We start from the raw sequence: 18,531 nt of genomic DNA on the forward strand, positions 1-18,531 counted from the left end.
GACAGTATGCTTATACGACCTCTCTCGAAAGTGAACGGTGACCGTGAGTACCCCATTCGATCGTATTGCCGTGGTCCTCGCAGTGATACTCACGCTGGTAGCGGTTCCCGTCGGGACGACAGCGTCGACCGGCCAATCTGGTCCGACCGGTACTGACGATGGGTCCGCGATCGTGGCAGCCGAGACGCCCGAGGCCGACACGACAGTAACGCGGATCGCGATGGACGAGAACGGCACCGCTCACTGGTCGGTGACGGTTCGGACGCGACTCGCCAACGACTCCGAGGTGGACGACTACGAGGCCTTCCAGGAGCAGTTTCGTGCTAACCGAGAGAGCTACGTCGAGCAGTTCGAACGCCGAATGACCGGCGTCGTCTCGAACGCCGCGGAATCGACTGGCCGGAACATGACGGCGTCGTCGTTTCGCGCGGAGACGTCGATCCAGGAGGTGCCGAGACAGTGGGGTATGGTTACGTACTCGTTCACGTGGACGAACTTCGGCGTGGTCGACGGCGACGAAATCGCCGTCGGTGACGTGTTCGGTGGCGGATTCTACCTCGACGACGACGATCGGCTACAGATCGCCCCGCCGACGGGGTACGCGCCGACGGCGACATCGCCGCCGCCGGACGAGCGCGATGGCACAACGGCCGTCTGGGCGGGGCCCGAAAGCTTCGCCGATCGCCATCCCACGGTCCGGTTCGAACCGGCCAACTCGGCCGTCGATAGCGACCACGAGGGAACGAACCCGTGGGACAGCACACCACTCGGGGTCGTCGGCGGTATTCTGCTCGTTGCGATCGTTGCGATCGGCGTTTTCGTCGGATCGCGACGCGGTCTCCCCCGGCAATTACGCTCGAGCGTGCACATACTGACCGCGTCGACCGACCCTGCTGCCGCGACCGAGACTGACGACAGCGCTGAAGCACGGAGCGACGGCGACGAGTCGGTGGAATCGCCAGCAAGCGGCCCCGCATCACCGGCGCCCGAACTCGCGACCGACGAGGATCGCGTTCGGACACTTCTCGAGCGAAACGACGGTCGGATGCGGCAGGCTGCGGTCGCCGAGGAACTCGACTGGTCGGCGTCGAAGACCTCGCGGGTCGTGTCGGGAATGGCCGAGGAAAACGCGGTCGAAAAACTGCGGATCGGGCGCGAAAACGTGATAGACCTGCTCGAGAACTCGGACTAGACGTCGGTACTGTCCCTGCGACTACGTAGTGGAGGGAAACGCGAAGCAAACAGCCACAGCGGTGTCCGCGGTGGTCCAGCGAGCTCAGTCGCTCCCCGCTGCGGTATCGGCGTCGACCGGTTCTGTGACGGACTGGTCGACTACCTCGGGATCGAGTTCGACGAGGAGTACGACGAAATCCGGGACGACTGCGACGGGTCGCAGTTTTCCGACCGGTATCCCGGCGAACTCGACATCGCTCACAACGTCGTGGATCGCCACGCCGCGGTCGACGAGTGCTCCAAGACCCAGTCAGTCGGGGAAGATCATCCGACGGGCTCAGGCGACCTACACGGGCGAAGATCTCGGCGACATGAGCAGCATCGAAACCCCCGGGGCGATCGAAGAACTCGAGGACGCGCGGTACGCATCGATCGAATCGGTACCCGAGGGCTGACCCGCTGGCCGAAAAGTCGCCGGCTCGGCCGTCTTTCGACGCGTCTCGCCTGTGTTCTCGCCCGTCAGTCGTCGATCTCCATCGACTCCTGACGCTCGGTGTTCCACTTCTCGACGTCCTTGATCGCGTGGAGGCGGATCGGTGGTCGCTGGGACGGCCTGCGTCAGATATCCACTCACACGACCCACGACGTCGAATTTATATTTTCACCAGTACCGCACCCTAGGTGGAACCGGGCGGTTTCGAACGGTTCCGGATGCGTTCGACCGGGTCGGAATCCGATCGGTAGAAAACGCCGGGCAGAGAGCCGTTCCTGCGGACCGTGGCTGCCTCACCCGACCGGGTGGCCGGCGTCGCGACTGAACGGATCGAAGGGGATCGGATCAGCGGAGCCGCGACCGCGGATCGAGCACCTCGATCGGGTGGACCGCGTCCCGATCGAGCAGGTCTCCTAACTGCTCCTCGCAGGAGGTGCCGCTGGCGACGACCAGCCGATCCTCGGCTCGGGGATCGGTGAACTGCTCGGCGAGTCGCTCGCCGACGTCCATGCTGAGTTCGTAGTACTCGCGCTTGTAGCCGAAGCTCCCGGCCATCCCACAGCACTCGACGTCGCTCTCGACGACGTCGTAGACGAGGTCGTCGAAGACGGCGGTCGTGTAGCGATCGAGCCCCAGCGTGCGCTGCTGGCAGTGGGCGTGGTAGGCGATCGGCGGGCCCTCCCCGCCGTCACGGAGTTCGGTGGGATCGCCCCCGTTCTCGAGCAGTCCGTAGACGTACTCGAGGATCTCGTAGCTACCGTCCCGGAGTCGCTCGAACGATCGCTCGGGCAAGAGGTTCTCGTACTCGCGGCGGAACATCGCGAGGTCGCTGGGTTCGATCACGACGACGTCCCGGCCAGCGTCGATGTGTTCGGCGAGCGCGGCGTAGACGCGACTCGCCTGCTCGTCGGCGGTGGCGATCAGGCCCTGCGAAAGCGGCGCACGCCCGCTCTCGCCGACGTCGGGGATGCGGACGTGAACGTCGAGCGCCTCGAGGACCCGGACGGCCGCCTTGCCCCGATCGACGTCGACGTAGTTCGTGTACGTGTCGGGGTAGAGGACGACCTCGCGATCCGCGTCGATCGGGTCGACCCGCGACCCCCGTTTCTCGTACCACTCGCGAAGCGTCTCGCGCTGGAACTCGGGAAGGTCCCGACGGCTATCGACGCCGACGACGCGCTCCAGCAGGCTCCTGACCGGGCCGAGACCGGCCATCCAGTTCGAGAGCGGCGCGGTCGCGCTCCCGAGTTTCGCCAGCGTCTCGTAGTTCCCGAACAGTCGCTTCTGGGGGTCGAGGCCGCCCGGTTCCTCGTCGGGGACCAGTTCCTCGTAGACGAACTCGAACTGCCCGTCGTCGCCCTCGCGGTTGATCCGATCGCGGACGACCGTGTTGAGCCACGGGATGTCGATCTTCACGGGGCAGGCGTTCACACAGCGGGTGCAGCCGGTACAGAGGTCGTTGAACTCGGCCGCCGACTCCTGCCCGTGGACGCCCGCTTCCCACCCGGTCGCGATGCCGCCGGTGTAGGTCTCGCCGCCGAAGGCGTGGCCGCCGACGCTCTGGAAGTTCGCACACGAGTTCGCACACGCCGAACAGCGGATGCAGTACAGCGTCTCGCGAAGCTGCTCGTCATCGCGCATCGCCATGCGCCCGTTGTCGATCAACACGAGGTGGAAGTCCCGATCGTCGTTCCGGTCCGCGAACGCGACGTCCGGTTCGTCGAAGTCGACGACCGGAGACTCGACCGGCGGCGTCAGCAACGAAATGTAGGAGGTGATGTCCTGGCCGGTTCCGGATCGGCCGATCAGTTCGATGAACGGCGCGAGATCCTCGACGGAGGGAACGATCTTCTCGACGCCGGCGACGGCGACGTGCGTGTCCGGGACGACGGCGGACTTCCGGGCGTTCCCCTCGCTCGTGACCAGCATGATCGAACCCGAATCGGCCGTGATGAAGTTCGCGCCGGTCATCCCGACGTCCGCGTCACGGATCAGTTCGCCCAGCCGCTCGCGGGCGAACATCGTCAGCTCCTCGGCGGTCTCGAGCGGTTCTTCGGGATCGAACTGCTCGTTGAACAGCTGGGCGATCTCGTCCTCGGACTTGTGGATCGCCGGCGCGACGATGTGCGACGGCGCCTCGTCGGCGACCTGCAGGACCCACTCGCCGAGGTCGGTCTCGACGACGTCGACGCCGTCTTCCGCGAGCGCGTCGTTGACCTCGAGTTCCTCGCTGGTCATCGACTTCGACTTGACGACCCGCCCGGCGTCCTTCTCGCTCGCGACGTCGCGGATGTAGCGATTCGCGTCGGCCGCGTCGTCGGCGAGGTAGACGGTCCCGCCGTTTTCCTCGACGGTCTCGGTGACCTCGTCGATCAGTTCCGGGAGGCGCTCGATCGCGTCCTCCTTGATCGCCCGCGCCTCGTCTTTCAGGGCCTCGTAATCCTCGAGGTCCGCGACCGACTCGTACCGTCCCTGGTTGAACCCGAGCGTGTTCGCCTCGACGGCCTCGCCCTCGGTCTCGAGGAGGTGACGGATCCGGTCGGCTTTCGCCCCGCGATCGGTCTCACTCATCGGACTCACCCCGCGTCTCGAGGACGACGACGTGGACGTCTTTCGGCCCGTGCGCTCCCTTCACGAGCGCGCCCATGTCGGCGGTCGCGCTCGGTCCCGTCGCGACGATGGCGCTCCCGCCGTCGCGCAGGTCCGGCCCTAGGCGAGCGATCGCCGTCGACATGTCCGCGACGACGTCCTCGGCCCGGACGATCGGGACGTGAAGGTCGGGAAAGAGACTCACCTGCTCCGATCCGGCCGCCGTTGCCGGGAGGACGACGCTCCCGTAGTCGGCGATCCCGATCGAGGCGGCCGTGATACCGGTTACCGCCGAATCGAGGCTCGCGGGCGTCGGGTCGTCGTCCACCCAGTCCGGAAGCGAGACCGACGGGAACGGGAGGGACGTTCCGATCGCTGGCTCGCGGGCGATAGTCTCAAGCGTACGATCGAACCCGGCTGGATCGGTGTACGTGACCGGCACGTCGAGGTCCGCGAGCGCGGCTTCGAACCGCTCCGGCGCGGACCCTGGGTCGACACTCATGGGACGATGCTACGACCGTGCCTATTTCACTGTTCTGTTCGTTCACGCAGTGCACACTTGCAATGGGTCGGTGGGTGCGCTCTTCGAGGTGGCGCTCCTCCCCCGATCCCGATACCGTCCGCCGGATTCGACGGTCTCGGTTCCGATCGGCACAGATCGGGTGTGTCCGCCTGCTCCAGACCGTCGAATCGTGGTATTCGTAACCGCGCGCCAGCCGACGCGTCCGTGGGACACGTCTGAAAAGGCCAATTCACACGACTGTATATCCTGTACACACGACTGAAAAAGAGTCGCTTCGTTTCCGGTCGCGCCTCAAGTCGAGAGTCGCCAGCAGTATCCCGTCGCCCCATTCGACGTAGCTACCGCGAAAAATCGCGGTAGGTGGCCACGACAGTTGTCTATACAGGACGATCGCTCCCGATCAAGGCGTCCGTCTTACGTGCCGGATTCGCCCCGATCGTGGTTCCGTCTAGCATATACTCAATCTTTCCTCAGAGTACTAAATGAAAATTACACCTGCAGGGCGAGAACAGCGGACTTGATCGGCCGACGACCTCAAACGGTCGAAGGTTATATATACTGGTTTAACTGTCCTGAACCCATGCCAGATCCGATTCCACACGGCATCGATACCGATCGTCCACTGCTAGCTCCGAAGACGGGCACAGGGGATGAGCTGAATGGTTAGTACGGTCGAACTACTGCTCGCGGCCACGCCGCTCGTGCTCGCCGGGGTTTTGCTCGTGGGACTGCTGTGGCCCGCGACGCGGGCGATGCCGGTCGCCTACGTCGTGGCGGTGCTGGTCGGCTGGGCCGTCTGGGATATGCCGGGAGCGTACCTCTTTGCAGCCTCCACGAAGGGGGTGTTGACGGCGATCCAGATCCTCTGGATCGTCTTCGGCGCGTTGCTTCTGCTGTACACGCTGATGCAGGCCGGCGCGTTCGACCGTATCAACCGCGGTTTCGCGACGATCAGCGACGATCGGCGGGTACAGATCATCCTCCTCGGCTTCTTCCTCGCGGCGTTCATCGAGGGCGCGGCCGGCTTCGGGACGCCCGCCGCCGTCGTCGCGCCGCTCCTGCTGGCGCTCGGATTCCCGGCGCTCGCCGCAGTGATTGCCGGACTGATCGGTCACGTCCTCGCCGTCACCTACGGCGCGGTCGGGACGCCGATCATCATCGGGATCGAGAACCCGCTCGGCTCGACCGAGACCACGAGCACAGCGATCACTGACGCCGGGTTCACGGTACAGGAGTATTCGCTCGAGGTCGCTATCTGGGCGGCGACCTACCACACGCTGGTCGGCTTCGTCATGCCGCTGTTCGCGGTCGGCATGGTCGTCTACTTCTTCGGCGACACGGACGAGCGCAGCCTCGAGCCCGCGTGGGAAGTCGCCCCGCTGTGCCTGTTTTCGGGCATCGCGTTCGTCGTCCCCTACTGGCTCTCGGCGCAGATCAGCGCCGAGTTCCCCAGCCTGATGGGCGCGATGGTCGGCGGTGCGATCGTCGTCGGTGCGCTGAAGGCCGGCTACTTCGTCCCGGACGAGGAGTGGGACTTCCCGGACCGCGAGGAGTGGCCGGCCCACTGGGTCGGGACGATCGAACCCGGCGAGGCCAGTGCACCCGGTACGGGCAGCAGTACGGGCGATGCGACCGTCGCCGACGGCGGCGTCGGCACGTCGGACATCTCGCTGCTCCGCGCCTGGACGCCGTACATTTTGCTGGTCGTCTTGCTCGTCGTCACTCGCGTCGTCGAGCCGCTCCCCACCGTCCTGCAACGGTTCGGCACGGAGTGGGGTGATATTCTCGGGACGGGTATCAGCGGCGGCGTCGACTGGCTGTACGTCCCCGGCTTCTGGCTGGTGCTCTGTGCACTGGTCGCGATTCCGCTGTACCGGATGACTGGGAATCAGGTCAAAGCCGCCTGGACGGAGACGCTCCAGAAGCTCATCTCGCCGCTGATCGCGCTCGTGTTCGTCATCGCGATGGTGCAGGTGATGCTCCAGTCCGGCGCACACGCCGCGGGGACCGACAGCATGATCTTCGTGCTCGCCGAGGCGACCGCTAACGTCGCCGGACCGGCGTATCCGTTCATCGCCGCCCTCATCGGCGCTCTCGGCGCGGCGATGGCCGGCTCGAACACGGTGTCGAACATTACGTTCGGCGGGTTCCAGTTCGAGGCCGCCTCACAGCTCGGCCTGCCGACCCAGCTCATCGTCGGCGCACAGGCCGTCGGCGGCGCGATCGGGAACCTCGTGGCGATCCACAACGTCGTCGCCGCGCTGGCGACCGTCGGCCTCGTCGGGGAGGAGGGGCGCGTGATGCGGCTGAACCTGATCCCGCTCATCTACTACGCCCTCGGCGTCGGTATCGTCGTGACGGTGTTCAGTTACGTCCTCTTCCCTGGCTTCTTCTAGAAGTCCGGGTCCGTTACGGCCACGACTACCATGATTCTCCTCACTGTTCCGTGAACGATGACACGAACGACGATCGAACGGCAGTACGACGACGATACACCGGCCAGCGTCGCCATCGTCGACGGGATCAGTACGCTCGAGGGAACCGACGGGGCCGCGACGACGGACGAACTCGGCTTTCGGCTCTACGACTACGTCGATCCCGAGGCGCTCGATACGATCGTGGCGGAGGGCTCCGGTGCCGGCGACGTCGTCGTCTCGTTCCGGGTCGAAGCGTATCACGTGACGGTAACGAACGCGGGGCGCATCCGCATCCGATTCCGCGAGTAGCGATCGAGACCGCCCGGAAGACCGGTCGCCGCGGTGCGGTCACGGCGGTCGTCGATCGGCCTTCGACGCGGTTCCCGTCCCACCGAGGCACCCGGCCGCGTCCTCAGCCGAGCGTCGGCGTGAACCGATCGCTTCCGAGGAAGTTCCAGATGTGGCCCCGTTCTTCCGGCGGATCGACGCCAGGCAACTCCTTCAGCGCGGGCTGGATCGCGTTCCACCAGCCCTCGGCGGTTTCGAACTCCGCGGGGTGATCGGGATACACGTTCTCGAGGAAGTCCGACTTCCGTGCGCTGGGATGGTCGATGAGGAACTCGTACGACGCGAGCAGCGCCTCGCGCCGGGCCTCGAGCGTCGCTCCCGTCCCGGGGAGATCGATCGTCTCCATCGCCTCCTGGACCGCCCGTGGTGGCGCCTCCGCCCCGGTTCGATCGGTCGCCGGCTGCGGTTCGGATGACGCCTCCATCGGAACCCACCAGACCCGTCCGCGAGCGCCGATCTTGCGGGTCCTGAGCGCTCCGTCTTCGACGAGTTCGGTGAGTTTGTTGTGTGCCGTTCGGCGCGAACAGTCGAGCGTCTCCATCACGTCGTCGGCAGTCAACGGGCGGCCGAGATCGTCGCGGTCGTCGAAGGCCTCGAGGGCGGTCTCCGCCGGGATCCGATCCGCATACTGTCCGTGACTGTTTCGTTCACGGTCGTTGCTCATGGATCGGCCCAGAGTACACAACTGCATATGCCTTTACATTCGAGTGAAACAGCACAGGAGACCGATCGAAACCGGATCTCGTGGCGGTTCCGATCGACGGCTCTTCCGGGCTGGTTCGCGTGACATCCAGCCGCCGGGATGTGTCGGTCACGCCACCGTCAGCTGGCGGGAACGTGGGTGTGATGGCCGAAAACAGCGGTTCCCGACCGTCGAACCGGAGCGAGCGAAAATCCGGGCCGACGATCGTGAACGGTCCGCTACCTATAAATCAGAGATCTACCCAGGGTATCGCGTGACATGATCGAGCCGCGGCACGACTCGTGGACCGGTCCGGGGGCCGGGGGTGACAGCGATGGTTGATGCGGTCGGCGTCGCCTTCGCAGCCGTCCCGCTGGTCGTCGTCAGCGTCCTGCTCGTCGGTCTCCTCTGGCCCGCGACGCGGGCGATGCCGATCGCGTGGCTCTCGGCGCTCGCCGTCGGCTTTTTCGTCTGGGAGATGCCGATCACGTGGCTGGCCGCGGCGACGATCGAGGGGGTCATCACCGCGATCCAGATCCTCTTCATCGTCTTCGGCGCGCTCGTGTTGCTGTACACGATGCTTCGAGCGGGGGCGTTCGACGTCCTCAACGGTGGATTCGCGACGATCAGCGAGGATCGTCGCGTGCAGGTCGTGTTGATCGCGTTTTTCCTCTCGACGTTCGTCGAGGGCGCAGCCGGATTCGGGTCCCCCGCCGCCGTCGTCGCGCCCCTGTTGCTCGGACTCGGTTTTCCCGCGCTGGCCGCCGTCGTCGCTGCGTTGATCGGCCACATCATCGCGGTCACGTACGGCGCGGTCGGGACGCCGATCATCGTCGGCATCCGGGAACCGGTGGCGAGCGTCTCCAGCATCCGATCGGCCATCGAAGCCGAGGGGCTGACCGCGACCGAGTTCGCGGTCAACGTGGCCGCGTGGGCGGCGACCTATCACCTGCTCGTCGGCTTCGTGATGCCCCTGTTCGTGGTTGGCATGGTCGTCTACTTCTTCGACGAACCCGGGAACCGATCGATCAGGCCGGCCCTCGAGGTGTGGCCCCTCTGCCTGTTCGCAGGGTTCGCGTTCGTGATTCCCTACTGGCTGTCGGCGTGGTTCATCAGCGCCGAATTCCCGGCGCTGGTCGGATCGATGGTCGGGGCGGCGATCACGATCGCCGCACTCCGCGAGGGGTACTTCCTGCCGGAGGAGGAGTGGACGTTCCCGGAGCAGGAGGAGTGGCCGGACCACTGGGTCGGCTCGATTCAGCCCTCCGAGGCCAGGAGCGTGCTGGCCGGGAGCCACGACATCTCGCTCCTGCGGGCGTGGTCGCCGTACCTGCTGTTGCTCGGGCTCCTGATCTGTACCCGCGTCTTCGATCCGCTCCCCGGATTGCTCCAGGGCGAACCGGTACAACTGTTCAGCGCCCGGATTTCGCTCACGCTCGGGACGATCACGACGGGAGTCGGGGAGTTCACGGTCGGCCTGTTCCGCTTCGAGTGGGCGAACATTCTCGGGACCGAACTCGGCAACGGCATCGACTTCACCTACGTCCCCGGGACCTGGTTGCTGGTCAGTGCGATCGCGGCGATCGGGCTCTTCGATATGGACCGGACGCAGGTGCGGGAGGCCTGGCTCGGCGCGACGGCGAAACTGGTTTCGCCCCTGATCGCGCTCGTGTTCGTGCTCGCGATGGCCCACGTGATGCTCCAGTCGGGATCCCACGCCGACGGCGTCGACAGCATGATCGTCGTCCTGGGAACCGCGACGGCGAACCTGTTCGGCCCGGCCTACCCGCTAGTCGCCGCACTCATCGGTGCGCTGGGGGCCGCACTGGTCGGCTCGAACACGGTCAGTAATCTCACCTTCGGACCGTTCCAGTTCGTCGCGGCCCAGCGACTCGGCCTGTCCCACGAACTCATCGTCGGCGCACAGGCCGTCGGCGGCGCGATCGGGAACCTCGTGGCGATCCACAACGTCGTCGCCGCGCTGGCGACCGTCGGCCTGATCGGAGAGGAAGGACGCGTGATCCGCCTCAATCTCGTTCCGCTCGTGTACTATACGGTCTTCGTCGGCGTCTGGGCACTGCTGTTTACGTACGTGTTCTTCCCGGAGGTGTTCTGATCCTGGCGGACCCCGACAGTCGGGTCGATCCACGCCGACACCGCTTCCCGGACGCCGACCGCGCCGCTGTCGATCGCCACCCGACGACCAACCCACATCGAGACCACACCAATGGCTAGCAATCCCACGGATTCACGAGACCGCCGATCGACTGTATCGGACCCTGCGGCCGATCCGCAGGCGAACTACGACTACCGGAACGACGACGTCGAGCGGCCGACGCTGGTCGCCGACCTCGAGGACCGCATCGCGGGCGACGTTCGTGCCGACTCGTACTCGAGACAGCTGTACGCGACCGACGCGAGTCTCTACGAGGTGACACCGATCGCCGTCGTCTTCCCGCAGTCGACCGCCGACGTCGCCGCAGTCGTCTCCTACTGCGCCGACAGGGAGATTCCGGTGTTGCCCCGCGGCGGCGGAACGAGCCTCGCGGGCCAGACGGTCAACGAAGCCGTGGTCCTCGACTTCACGACGCAGATGGACGACGTCGTATCGATCGATCCCGACGAGCGGCGTGCGACCGCCCAGTCGGGGATCTACCTCGAGACGCTCAACGAGGCACTCGCCCCCCACGACCTGAAATTCGCACCGGATCCCGCCTGGGGCGACAAGAGCGCGCTCGGCGGGGCGATCGGCAACAACTCGACGGGCGCACACTCGCTCCAGTACGGCAAGACCGACGCCTACGTCGAGGAGGTCGAGGCCGTCCTCGCGGACGGCACAGTGACGACGTTCGGCGAGGTCGACGTCGATGACCTCCCCGACCTCGCCGACGGCGAGGACCTCGAGTCGGCAATCTACGCCGAAGTGGCCCGTATCCTCGACGAACGGGGCGACCTGATCGAGGAGATCTATCCCGATCTCAAGCGCAACGTGTCGGGGTACAATCTCGACTGGCTGGTCAGCGAGGCGCGAAGCGCCTCGACGGACGCGAACGGCGATGCCGTGAGCGAAGACGCCCGCGGCACCGACCGCGGGATCGGCGAACCCGACGCCGACGGCGGGACGATCAACCTCGCGAAACTCCTCTGTGGCAGCGAGGGGACCCTCGCGATCGTCACCGAGGCGACGGTCTCGCTCGAACCCGTCCCCGAAACGAAGAGCATGGCCCTGCTCGCGTACGACACGGTGCTCGACGCGATGGCTGACGTCGAGGCGATCGTCGAGCACGACCCGGCCGCGGTGGAGGTGCTCGACGACGTGATGATCGACCTCGCGCGCGATACGCCCGAGTTCGGCCCGGTCACTGAGATGCTGCCCGCGGGAACGACCGCGGTCCTGATCGTCGAGTTCTACGCCGACGACGTCGCCGACGGCAAGCGAAACGTCGCGAACCTGCTGGCCGATCGCTGTCCATCGGTCGATCCAGACGGGGTCGCCGACGACGCGGCCGAGCGGACGGTCACCGACGCGGACGTCCTCGCGTTCGACGCGATCGAGGCCTACGACGAGGCGAGTCGCGCGAAGATCTGGAAACTCCGCAAGTCCGGCCTGCCGATCCTGCTCTCGCGGACGACCGACGAGAAACACGTCGCGTTCATCGAGGACACCGGGATTCCGCCCGAGAACCTCCGGGCGTTCGTCGCGGACTTCCAGTCGGTCCTGGAGGATCACGACACTTATGCGAGTTTCTACGCCCACGCCGGACCCGGCGTGCTCCACATCCGACCGCTCGTGAACACGAAGTCGGAGGCGGGCCTCGAGACCATGGCGTCGATCGCCGACGACGTGACCGATCTCGTGGTCGAGTACGACGGCTCCATCTCGGGCGAGCACGGCGACGGGCGGGCCCGAACCCAGTGGAATCGCAAACTCTACGGCGAGGACCTGTGGGAGACGTTCCAGGACCTGAAGAGCGCGTTCGATCCGGACTGGGTGCTCAACCCCGGCCAGGTCGTCTTCCGCGACGAGAACCCGACGGACATGACCGAGAATCACCGGTTCGGTCCCGACTACGAGTTCGACGCCGGGTTCGACCCGGTCCTCGAGTGGGAGACCGATCAGGGGTTTCAGGGAATGGCGGAACTCTGCCACGGCTGTGGCGGCTGTCGCGGCGAGCAGTCCACGACCGGCGGCGTGATGTGTCCCACGTTCCGCGCGAGCCACGAGGAGATCCTCTCGACGCGCGGGCGAGCGAACATGCTCCGGCAGGCGATGAGCGGGGACCTCGATCCCGAGGCGCAGTTCGACGACGAGTTCGTCGAAGAAGTGCTCGACCTCTGTATCGGCTGCAAGGGTTGCAAACACGATTGCCCGAGCGGCGTCGACATGGCGAAGCTGAAAGCCGAGATCGTCCACGAACACCACCAGCGAAACGGGATTTCGCTTCGCGATCGCGTCTTCGCGAACTTCGAGACGCTCGCGAAACTCGGGAGCGCGACCGCACCCGTCTCGAACTGGATGACGGCCCTCCCCGGGACCGGCCTCCTCGCGGAGACGGTGCTCGGCATCTCCCGGGAGCGGGACCTCCCGACGTTCGAGCGTCGCACCTTCGCGAAGCGGGTCGCCGATCGCGACCCCGCCGTGCCGGCGGCCGAGGCGACCCGCCGCGCCGTGCTGGTGCCGGACGTCTACACCAATCACGAGTATCCCGAGGCGGGTGAGGCGGCGCTGGCCGTGCTCGAAGCCGCCGGCGTTCACGTCGAGGTCGCGACGCCGCGGGACGTCGGCCGGCCGGCGTTCTCGAAGGGGATGCTCGACCTGGCGGCCGAGAAGGCGCGCGGCACCGTCGACGGTCTCGAACCGCTGGTCGAGGACGGCTGGGACGTGCTCCTGCTCGAACCCTCCGACGCGGTCATGCTCCAGTCGGACTACCGCGATCTCCTCGCGGGAAGCGACGTCGATCGGGTCGCCGAAAACACGTACGGCGTCTGCGAGTACCTCGATCGATTCGATCTCGACGCCGATCTCGCGTTCGACGCGCCGGACGACCACCTCGTCTACCACGGCCACTGCCACCAGAAGGCCCACGCGAAAGACCACCACGCCGTCGGCGTCCTTCGCCGCGCGGGCTACGCGGTCGATCCGCTCGACTCGAGTTGCTGTGGCATGGCGGGCAGTTTCGGCTACGAGGCCGAGCACTACTCCATGAGCAAGGCGATCGGTGAGGTCCTCTACGACCAGGTCGACGACAGCGAGGGCGATCGGGTCGTCGCTCCCGGCGCTTCCTGTCGGACCCAGCTCGGCGATCGACCCGGGGCGGACGACGAGCCGCCGACGCCGATCGAGGTCGTCGCCGAGGCGCTCGATCGATCCTGATTCGCGCACGGAGACTGCAGAAACAGGCGTCGACCGCCGGGGTGAGAAACAGATACCAATCGCGCTATACAACGGACGTCGATCGCGCTATGCCGGCGAGAACGAGAGTACCCGTTCGCCGGTCGTCTCCGAGACCGAAATCTCGATCTCGACGGTGAGGCCGGGTTCGATCGCTTCGAGGTCGACGTCGACGACCTGTCCGGTGATTCGGACGGGGCCGAAGTTCGCGATCGCGGTGGCGTAGGGGGCGTCGTCCTCGAACGCGGGGGTCGGGACGTGCGTGACGGTGAACGTCTCGATCTCGCCGGTCGCGGGGAGCGGGACCTCCTCGAGGTCCGTCGCCCCGCAGTCGGGACAGACCCGACGCGGCGGGAGCGAGCCGTGTTCGTTCGGACACTCGAGGTAGTAGGCGTCGCCGTCCTCGGCGGCGTCGAGCCACTCGTCGAATCCCGCGTCCTGCACGGCGTTTTCGGAGTCCGTCATGCGACCACCTCCAGCACGTGAACCGTCGCACTCGCGACCGTGCCACCCGCGTTGTGGGCGACGCCCGTCGTCGCGTCCGCGACGTGGTCGCTGTTCGGGTGCGTCCCCGCGAGGAGTTTGCTGACCTCGGCGATCTGGGAGGCCCCGGTCGCCCCGACCGGGTGGCCCTTCGCCTTCAGGCCGCCCGAGAGGTTGATCGGCGTCTCGCCGTCGGCGGTCGTTCGACCGTCCCGGGCCGCCGAGATCCCCTCGCCGATCGGTTCGAGGTCGAGCGCCTCGATCGCGAGCACCTCGGCGATCGTAAAGCAGTCGTGGACCTCCGCGACGTCGACATCGCTCGCGTCGATGCCGGCCTCGGCGTACGCTTCCTCACCGGCCTCGCGAGCGGCGGGCGAGCGCGCGAGGTGTTCCCGATCGTGCAGGGCCATCCGATCGCCGCCCTGTCCGGTGCCGGTGATCGCGACCGGGGCGTCGAGGTCGTGCTCCGCGGCGTAGTCCTCGCTCGTGAGGACGAGTGCCGCCGCGCCGTCCGAGATCGGACAGGAGTCGTAGAGGCCGAGCGGACTCGAGACCTGCGGGGCCTCGAGGACGTCGTCGACGTCGATCGCGCGCTGGTACTGGGCCTTCTCGTTGGTCAGCGCGTTCTCGTGGTTCTTGACCGCGATGTGAGCCAGGTCCTCGTGTTCGCCGCCGAACTCGGAGAAGTACGCCTGGGCCATCAGCGCGTACGCACCGGGGAAGGTCGTCCCCGCACGGACCTCCCAGAGGTCGTCGGCCGCGATCGCGAGCGCTTCGGTCGCCCCCGCGGTCCCGAGGTTGGTCATCCGTTCCGCCCCGCCGACGAGGAGAACGTCTTCTTCGCCGTTACGGATCCGCTTGACCGCGTCCCGGATCGCGACCCCGCTCGACGCGCACGCGGACTCGTAGCGGGTCGCGGGTGCCCGGATGCCAGCCGCTTCGGCCATCAGCGGCCCCTGGTGGCCCTGGTGTTCGGAGAGTTCACCCATGAAGTTGCCGTAGAGGAGGGCCTCGACGTCGTCCCGCGGGACACCGCTGTCCGCGAACGCCTCGATCGTCGCGTCCCCGAAGAGGTCGCGACTCGTCCGTTCGGGCGTGTTCCCGAACGATGTCAGGCCGACACCTGCCACACGTACGTCGCTCATGGGGGATCGTAGCAGACCGATCGGTTAATACTCCGCGGTTCACATCTTAACCATCACGATCGTTGATATGAGTTTCGAGCGCGGGAGCGAGCGGTCGGGTCGAGCGGTGGCCGACGGTCCCGAACCATCGAGAGCCGGTTGGCGGACCCGCTTTCCACGCGTTTATAGCCGGGTACGACCGACGTGAGAGCATGTCATCGGCTTCGTTCGATCTCGACCTGCTCACCGAACTGACCGAGACGAGTGGCGTTCCCGGCTACGAGGATCGGATTCGAGACCTCGTCCGGCGAGAATTCGACGAGAGCGTCGATTGGGTCCGGTCCGACGCGATGGGAAACGTCGTGGGAACGATCGAGGGCGACGGCGACTACTCGGTGGCCGTCGCGGCTCACATGGACGAAATCGGCTTCATGGTCCGTCACGTCCGCGGCGAGGAGGGCGAGTTCGGCTTCGTCGAACTCGACGCGCTCGGCGGGTGGGACGCCCGCGTCCTCAAGGCCCAGCGCGTGACGATCCACACCGAGGACGGCGATCTGCCCGGCGTAATCGGCTCGCCGCCGCCACACACCCTCGACGAGGACGAACGCGAAAAGACCCCCGAGGTCGACGACGTCGCCGTCGACGTCGGCCTCCCGTACGAGGAGGCCGCCGACCGAATCTCGCCCGGCGACCTCGTGACGATGGACCAGACCACCGAGCGCGTCGGCGAGACGATCACCGGCAAGGCGCTGGACGATCGGGTCTGCCTGTTCGCGATGCTCGAGGCCGCACGCCGGATCGAGGACCCCGACGCCACGATCCACTTCTGTGCGACGGTCCAGGAGGAAGTCGGCCTACGCGGCGCTCGCGCGCTTGGCGTCGATGTCGACCCGGACCTCGCGATCGCGCTCGACGTCACGGTCGCCAACGACGTCCCCGGCTTCGAGGACGGCGATCACGTCACCGACCTCGGCGAGGGGACCGCGATCAAACTCAAGGACTCGAGCGTCATCACGAACCCCAAGGTCCACCGCCGTCTGCAGGCCGTCGCCGAGGACGAGGGAATCGAGTACCAGCACGAGATCCTGCCGGCAGGGGGCACTGACACCGCCGGCTTCCAGTTCTCGGCGGGCGCGAAACCCGTGGGTGCGATCTCGATCCCGACGCGGTACCTCCACACCGTCACCGAGGCGGCCCACGTCGACGACGTCGCGGCGACGATCGACCTCCTCGCGGCGTTCCTCGAGAGCGAGGACGGCGAGCACGAGTACACGCTCTGACGGCGGTCGGTCGATTCGGCCACCGTCCTCTCAGAGGTACGCGACGACCGCGTCGACGACCTCGGTATCGACGAACAGGACCACGTGATCGCCGGCTTCGAGCACCGTTTCGCCGCGGGGCGTGACCAGTTCCTCGCCGCGCGCGATCGCCCCGATGACGACGCGATCGGGCAGATCCGCCATTACGTCCTCGATCCGGGCCCCGGCCAGTGGGCTCTCCTCCTCGACCTCGAACTCGAGCACCTCGGCCCGATCGTGTTCGAGCATCGCGATCCGTTCGGTGCGTCGCTCGCGGGTGAACCGGGTGATCTCTTCGGCCGTCACGAGGCGCGGATTGACCGCGACGTCGATGCCGACGGTCTCGAAGATGTCGACGAACTCGCCGGCCTCGACGACGCCGATCGTGCGATCGACGCCGAGTCGCTTCGCGAGCAGGGAGACGAGCAGGTTCCGCTCGTCGCTGTCGAGGGCGGCGACGACGATGTCGGACTCGTTGACGTGTTCCCGGACGAGGAAGTCGACGTCGGTCGCGTCGCTCTGGAGAACCACCGTTTTCGGGAGGCGTTCGGCGAGTTCCCGCGCCTGCTCGGGATCCTGTTCGATCAGTCGCGGCTCGAGCCCCCGGGATTCGAAGAAGCCGGCCGCCTGCGCACCGATCTCCGTCCCGCCGACGATGACGACCTCGTTCGCCCCGGTCGTCGTAGACTCGGGCGACACCGTGCCGGCGAACTCGCGGACGCTCTCTCCGGAGCCGATGACGACGACGTCGTCGCCGGTCTGGATCGCCGTCTCGCCGCGGGCGACGAGGACGTCGTCGCCCCGAATGATCGCCGCGAAGGTCAACGACTCGTAGCGATCGGCCTCGGCGACGGTCTCGCCCGCGATCGGGCTGTCGGGGTGGACCTCGAACTCGGCCATCGTGACCAGGTCGTTCGCGAAGCGTTCGACGTCGCGAGCGCCCGGCAGTTCGGCGATCCGGACGATCGTCCGGGCGGTCTGGAGGTCGGTACAGACCATGAAGTCGACGCCGAACGCCCTCTCGGAGCGCTCCCACGTGTGCAACAGGCCCGGTTCCCGCACGCGGGCGATCGTGAACGGATCTGCCACCGCCTTCGCCGCCCCGCAGACGACGATGTTCGTCTCGTCGACGTCGGTGCTCGCGATGACCATGTCGGCGTCCTCGATCCCCGCCTCCTCGAGCGTCTCGATCGCCGTCCCGTCGCCTTCGATCGCGAGGACGTCGTGGGAGTAGGTGATCGAGTCGACGCGATCCTCGTCGGTATCGACGACCGCGACGCGGTGGTCGTCGTCGAGGCTGGCGGCGATGTTGGTCCCGACCTCGCCGGCACCGACGATGATTACGCGCACGCGAAAAACACCGTCCGGTCGATCGAATAGCGTCGAGAGGGACCGATCGTGATCATGTGACTGGCCTACACCGTGAAGGGGCAAGTGGGTTGGCGTGGGACCCGCAGGGGACGAGCGGATGCGACCGGCCCTACGGCATCTCGTGGATCGTCAGTTCGACGTCACGGCGCCGGCCTTCGATGTCGGCGACCAGTCGCTGGACGACGGTCTCTGCCTCGTCGAGGAGCCGCGGCTCGACCCTGTCGACGACCCAGTCCAGCGAGACGAACCGCGGGAGCGAGATTGAACTCCTGTCCGCGGAGTAGGGATCGTAGACGGCGTCGAAGTAGATCCGACTCGCGGTCGGTTCGTCCGCGGGGGCCGATTCGGGTTCCGGTTCGACGCGCCACTCCCCCCGGGCGTCGATGTCCTTGGTCAGTCGCCACTGCAACGAGTTGGGGGCGGTGATCTCCGTCACTTTCGATCGGGCGGTGTAGGTAAGTTTCCACCACGAGAGCACCAGGTCGTACACCGAGCCGACGTTGCCGTCGCCGTGCACCCGGACCTCCTCGAGGTGGTCCGTGTACCGGGTGTAGTCCGCGAACGATCGAACGTGCGGGAAGACCTCCTCGGGGGACCGGTAGGCGAGCGTGCTGAGGAGAATTCTGTCCACGGGCGTC

13 protein-coding genes are annotated in these 18,531 nt (G+C 66.7%); 6 read left to right on the forward strand and 7 right to left on the reverse strand.

Annotated elements, in window-relative coordinates; translation table 11 throughout:
• Positions 1-43 precede the first annotated feature (43 nt).
• Positions 44-1,192 (forward strand): helix-turn-helix transcriptional regulator, encoded by a 1,149-nt coding sequence (locus tag MUN73_RS13485; RefSeq protein WP_250141012.1) that lies wholly within the window; start codon positions 44-46, stop codon positions 1,190-1,192.
• 819 nt (positions 1,193-2,011) lie between these two features.
• Here MUN73_RS13485 and MUN73_RS13490 read toward each other — a convergent pair.
• Both MUN73_RS13490 and MUN73_RS13495 read right to left on the reverse strand, forming a co-directional pair.
• Positions 2,012-4,237, reverse strand: coding sequence for an LUD domain-containing protein (locus MUN73_RS13490; RefSeq protein WP_250141013.1), 2,226 nt, complete (start codon positions 4,235-4,237; stop codon positions 2,012-2,014).
• Complete coding sequence (locus tag MUN73_RS13495) at positions 4,230-4,757, reverse strand: LUD domain-containing protein (protein WP_250141014.1); 528 nt, start codon at positions 4,755-4,757, stop codon at positions 4,230-4,232. Before MUN73_RS13495 ends, MUN73_RS13490 begins: the two co-directional genes overlap by 8 nt.
• A gap of 680 nt (positions 4,758-5,437) precedes the next feature.
• Here MUN73_RS13495 and MUN73_RS13500 point away from each other — a divergent pair.
• Positions 5,438-7,174, forward strand: a complete 1,737-nt coding sequence (locus tag MUN73_RS13500) for an L-lactate permease (protein WP_250141015.1) — start codon at positions 5,438-5,440, stop codon at positions 7,172-7,174.
• Positions 7,175-7,231: 57 nt separating this feature from the next.
• Entirely contained in the window at positions 7,232-7,504 is a 273-nt protein-coding gene (locus tag MUN73_RS13505; protein WP_250141016.1) for a HalOD1 output domain-containing protein, read from the forward strand.
• Between the two features lie 103 nt (positions 7,505-7,607).
• Here the strand turns inward: MUN73_RS13505 and MUN73_RS13510 are convergent, their stop codons facing one another.
• A complete protein-coding gene (locus MUN73_RS13510; RefSeq protein WP_250141017.1) occupies positions 7,608-8,207 on the reverse strand; it encodes a helix-turn-helix domain-containing protein in 600 nt (199 codons plus the stop codon).
• Positions 8,208-8,559: 352 nt separating this feature from the next.
• On the opposite strand from MUN73_RS13510, the gene MUN73_RS13515 reads away from it, so the two are divergent.
• Both MUN73_RS13515 and MUN73_RS13520 read left to right on the forward strand, forming a co-directional pair.
• Positions 8,560-10,341, forward strand: coding sequence for an L-lactate permease (locus MUN73_RS13515; RefSeq protein ID WP_250141018.1), 1,782 nt, complete (start codon positions 8,560-8,562; stop codon positions 10,339-10,341).
• Positions 10,342-10,452: 111 nt separating this feature from the next.
• Positions 10,453-13,599 (forward strand): FAD-binding and (Fe-S)-binding domain-containing protein, encoded by a 3,147-nt coding sequence (locus MUN73_RS13520; protein ID WP_250141019.1) that lies wholly within the window; start codon positions 10,453-10,455, stop codon positions 13,597-13,599.
• A gap of 87 nt (positions 13,600-13,686) precedes the next feature.
• Here the strand turns inward: MUN73_RS13520 and MUN73_RS13525 are convergent, their stop codons facing one another.
• Positions 13,687-14,082, reverse strand: a complete 396-nt coding sequence (locus MUN73_RS13525) for a Zn-ribbon domain-containing OB-fold protein (protein ID WP_250141020.1) — start codon at positions 14,080-14,082, stop codon at positions 13,687-13,689.
• Positions 14,079-15,245, reverse strand: coding sequence for a thiolase C-terminal domain-containing protein (locus MUN73_RS13530; protein WP_250141021.1), 1,167 nt, complete (start codon positions 15,243-15,245; stop codon positions 14,079-14,081). Before MUN73_RS13530 ends, MUN73_RS13525 begins: the two co-directional genes overlap by 4 nt.
• A gap of 191 nt (positions 15,246-15,436) precedes the next feature.
• Between MUN73_RS13530 and MUN73_RS13535 the strand changes: the two genes are divergently transcribed.
• Positions 15,437-16,504, forward strand: a complete 1,068-nt coding sequence (locus MUN73_RS13535; RefSeq protein ID WP_250141022.1) for a M42 family metallopeptidase — start codon at positions 15,437-15,439, stop codon at positions 16,502-16,504.
• A 30-nt stretch (positions 16,505-16,534) separates the two neighbouring features.
• Here the strand turns inward: MUN73_RS13535 and trkA are convergent, their stop codons facing one another.
• Positions 16,535-17,872: a Trk system potassium transporter TrkA gene (gene trkA, locus MUN73_RS13540; protein WP_250141023.1), complete on the reverse strand. Its 1,338-nt coding sequence runs from the start codon at positions 17,870-17,872 to the stop codon at positions 16,535-16,537.
• A 130-nt stretch (positions 17,873-18,002) separates the two neighbouring features.
• On the reverse strand, positions 18,003-18,524 hold the full coding sequence (locus tag MUN73_RS13545; protein ID WP_250141024.1) for an SRPBCC family protein: 522 nt from the start codon (positions 18,522-18,524) through the stop codon (positions 18,003-18,005).
• Positions 18,525-18,531: the final 7 nt, after the last annotated feature.

It is taken from the genome of Halosolutus amylolyticus (assembly GCF_023566055.1).
GTDB lineage: Archaea > Halobacteriota > Halobacteria > Halobacteriales > Natrialbaceae > Halosolutus > Halosolutus amylolyticus.

Bases quoted from the DNA above. Each gene is read 5' to 3' on its own strand.
- MUN73_RS13495 (WP_250141014.1), bottom strand. From the start codon at position 4,757: ATGAGTGTCGACCCAGGGTCCGCGCCGGAGCGGTTCGAAGCCGCGCTC.
- MUN73_RS13510 (WP_250141017.1), bottom strand. From the start codon at position 8,207: ATGAGCAACGACCGTGAACGAAACAGTCACGGACAGTATGCGGATCGG.
- MUN73_RS13535 (WP_250141022.1), top strand. From the start codon at position 15,437: ATGTCATCGGCTTCGTTCGATCTCGACCTGCTCACCGAACTGACCGAG.
- MUN73_RS13525 (WP_250141020.1), bottom strand. From the start codon at position 14,082: ATGACGGACTCCGAAAACGCCGTGCAGGACGCGGGATTCGACGAGTGG.
- MUN73_RS13500 (WP_250141015.1), top strand. From the start codon at position 5,438: ATGGTTAGTACGGTCGAACTACTGCTCGCGGCCACGCCGCTCGTGCTC.
- MUN73_RS13505 (WP_250141016.1), top strand. From the start codon at position 7,232: ATGACACGAACGACGATCGAACGGCAGTACGACGACGATACACCGGCC.
- MUN73_RS13515 (WP_250141018.1), top strand. From the start codon at position 8,560: ATGGTTGATGCGGTCGGCGTCGCCTTCGCAGCCGTCCCGCTGGTCGTC.
- MUN73_RS13490 (WP_250141013.1), bottom strand. From the start codon at position 4,237: ATGAGTGAGACCGATCGCGGGGCGAAAGCCGACCGGATCCGTCACCTC.
- MUN73_RS13520 (WP_250141019.1), top strand. From the start codon at position 10,453: ATGGCTAGCAATCCCACGGATTCACGAGACCGCCGATCGACTGTATCG.
- MUN73_RS13530 (WP_250141021.1), bottom strand. From the start codon at position 15,245: ATGAGCGACGTACGTGTGGCAGGTGTCGGCCTGACATCGTTCGGGAAC.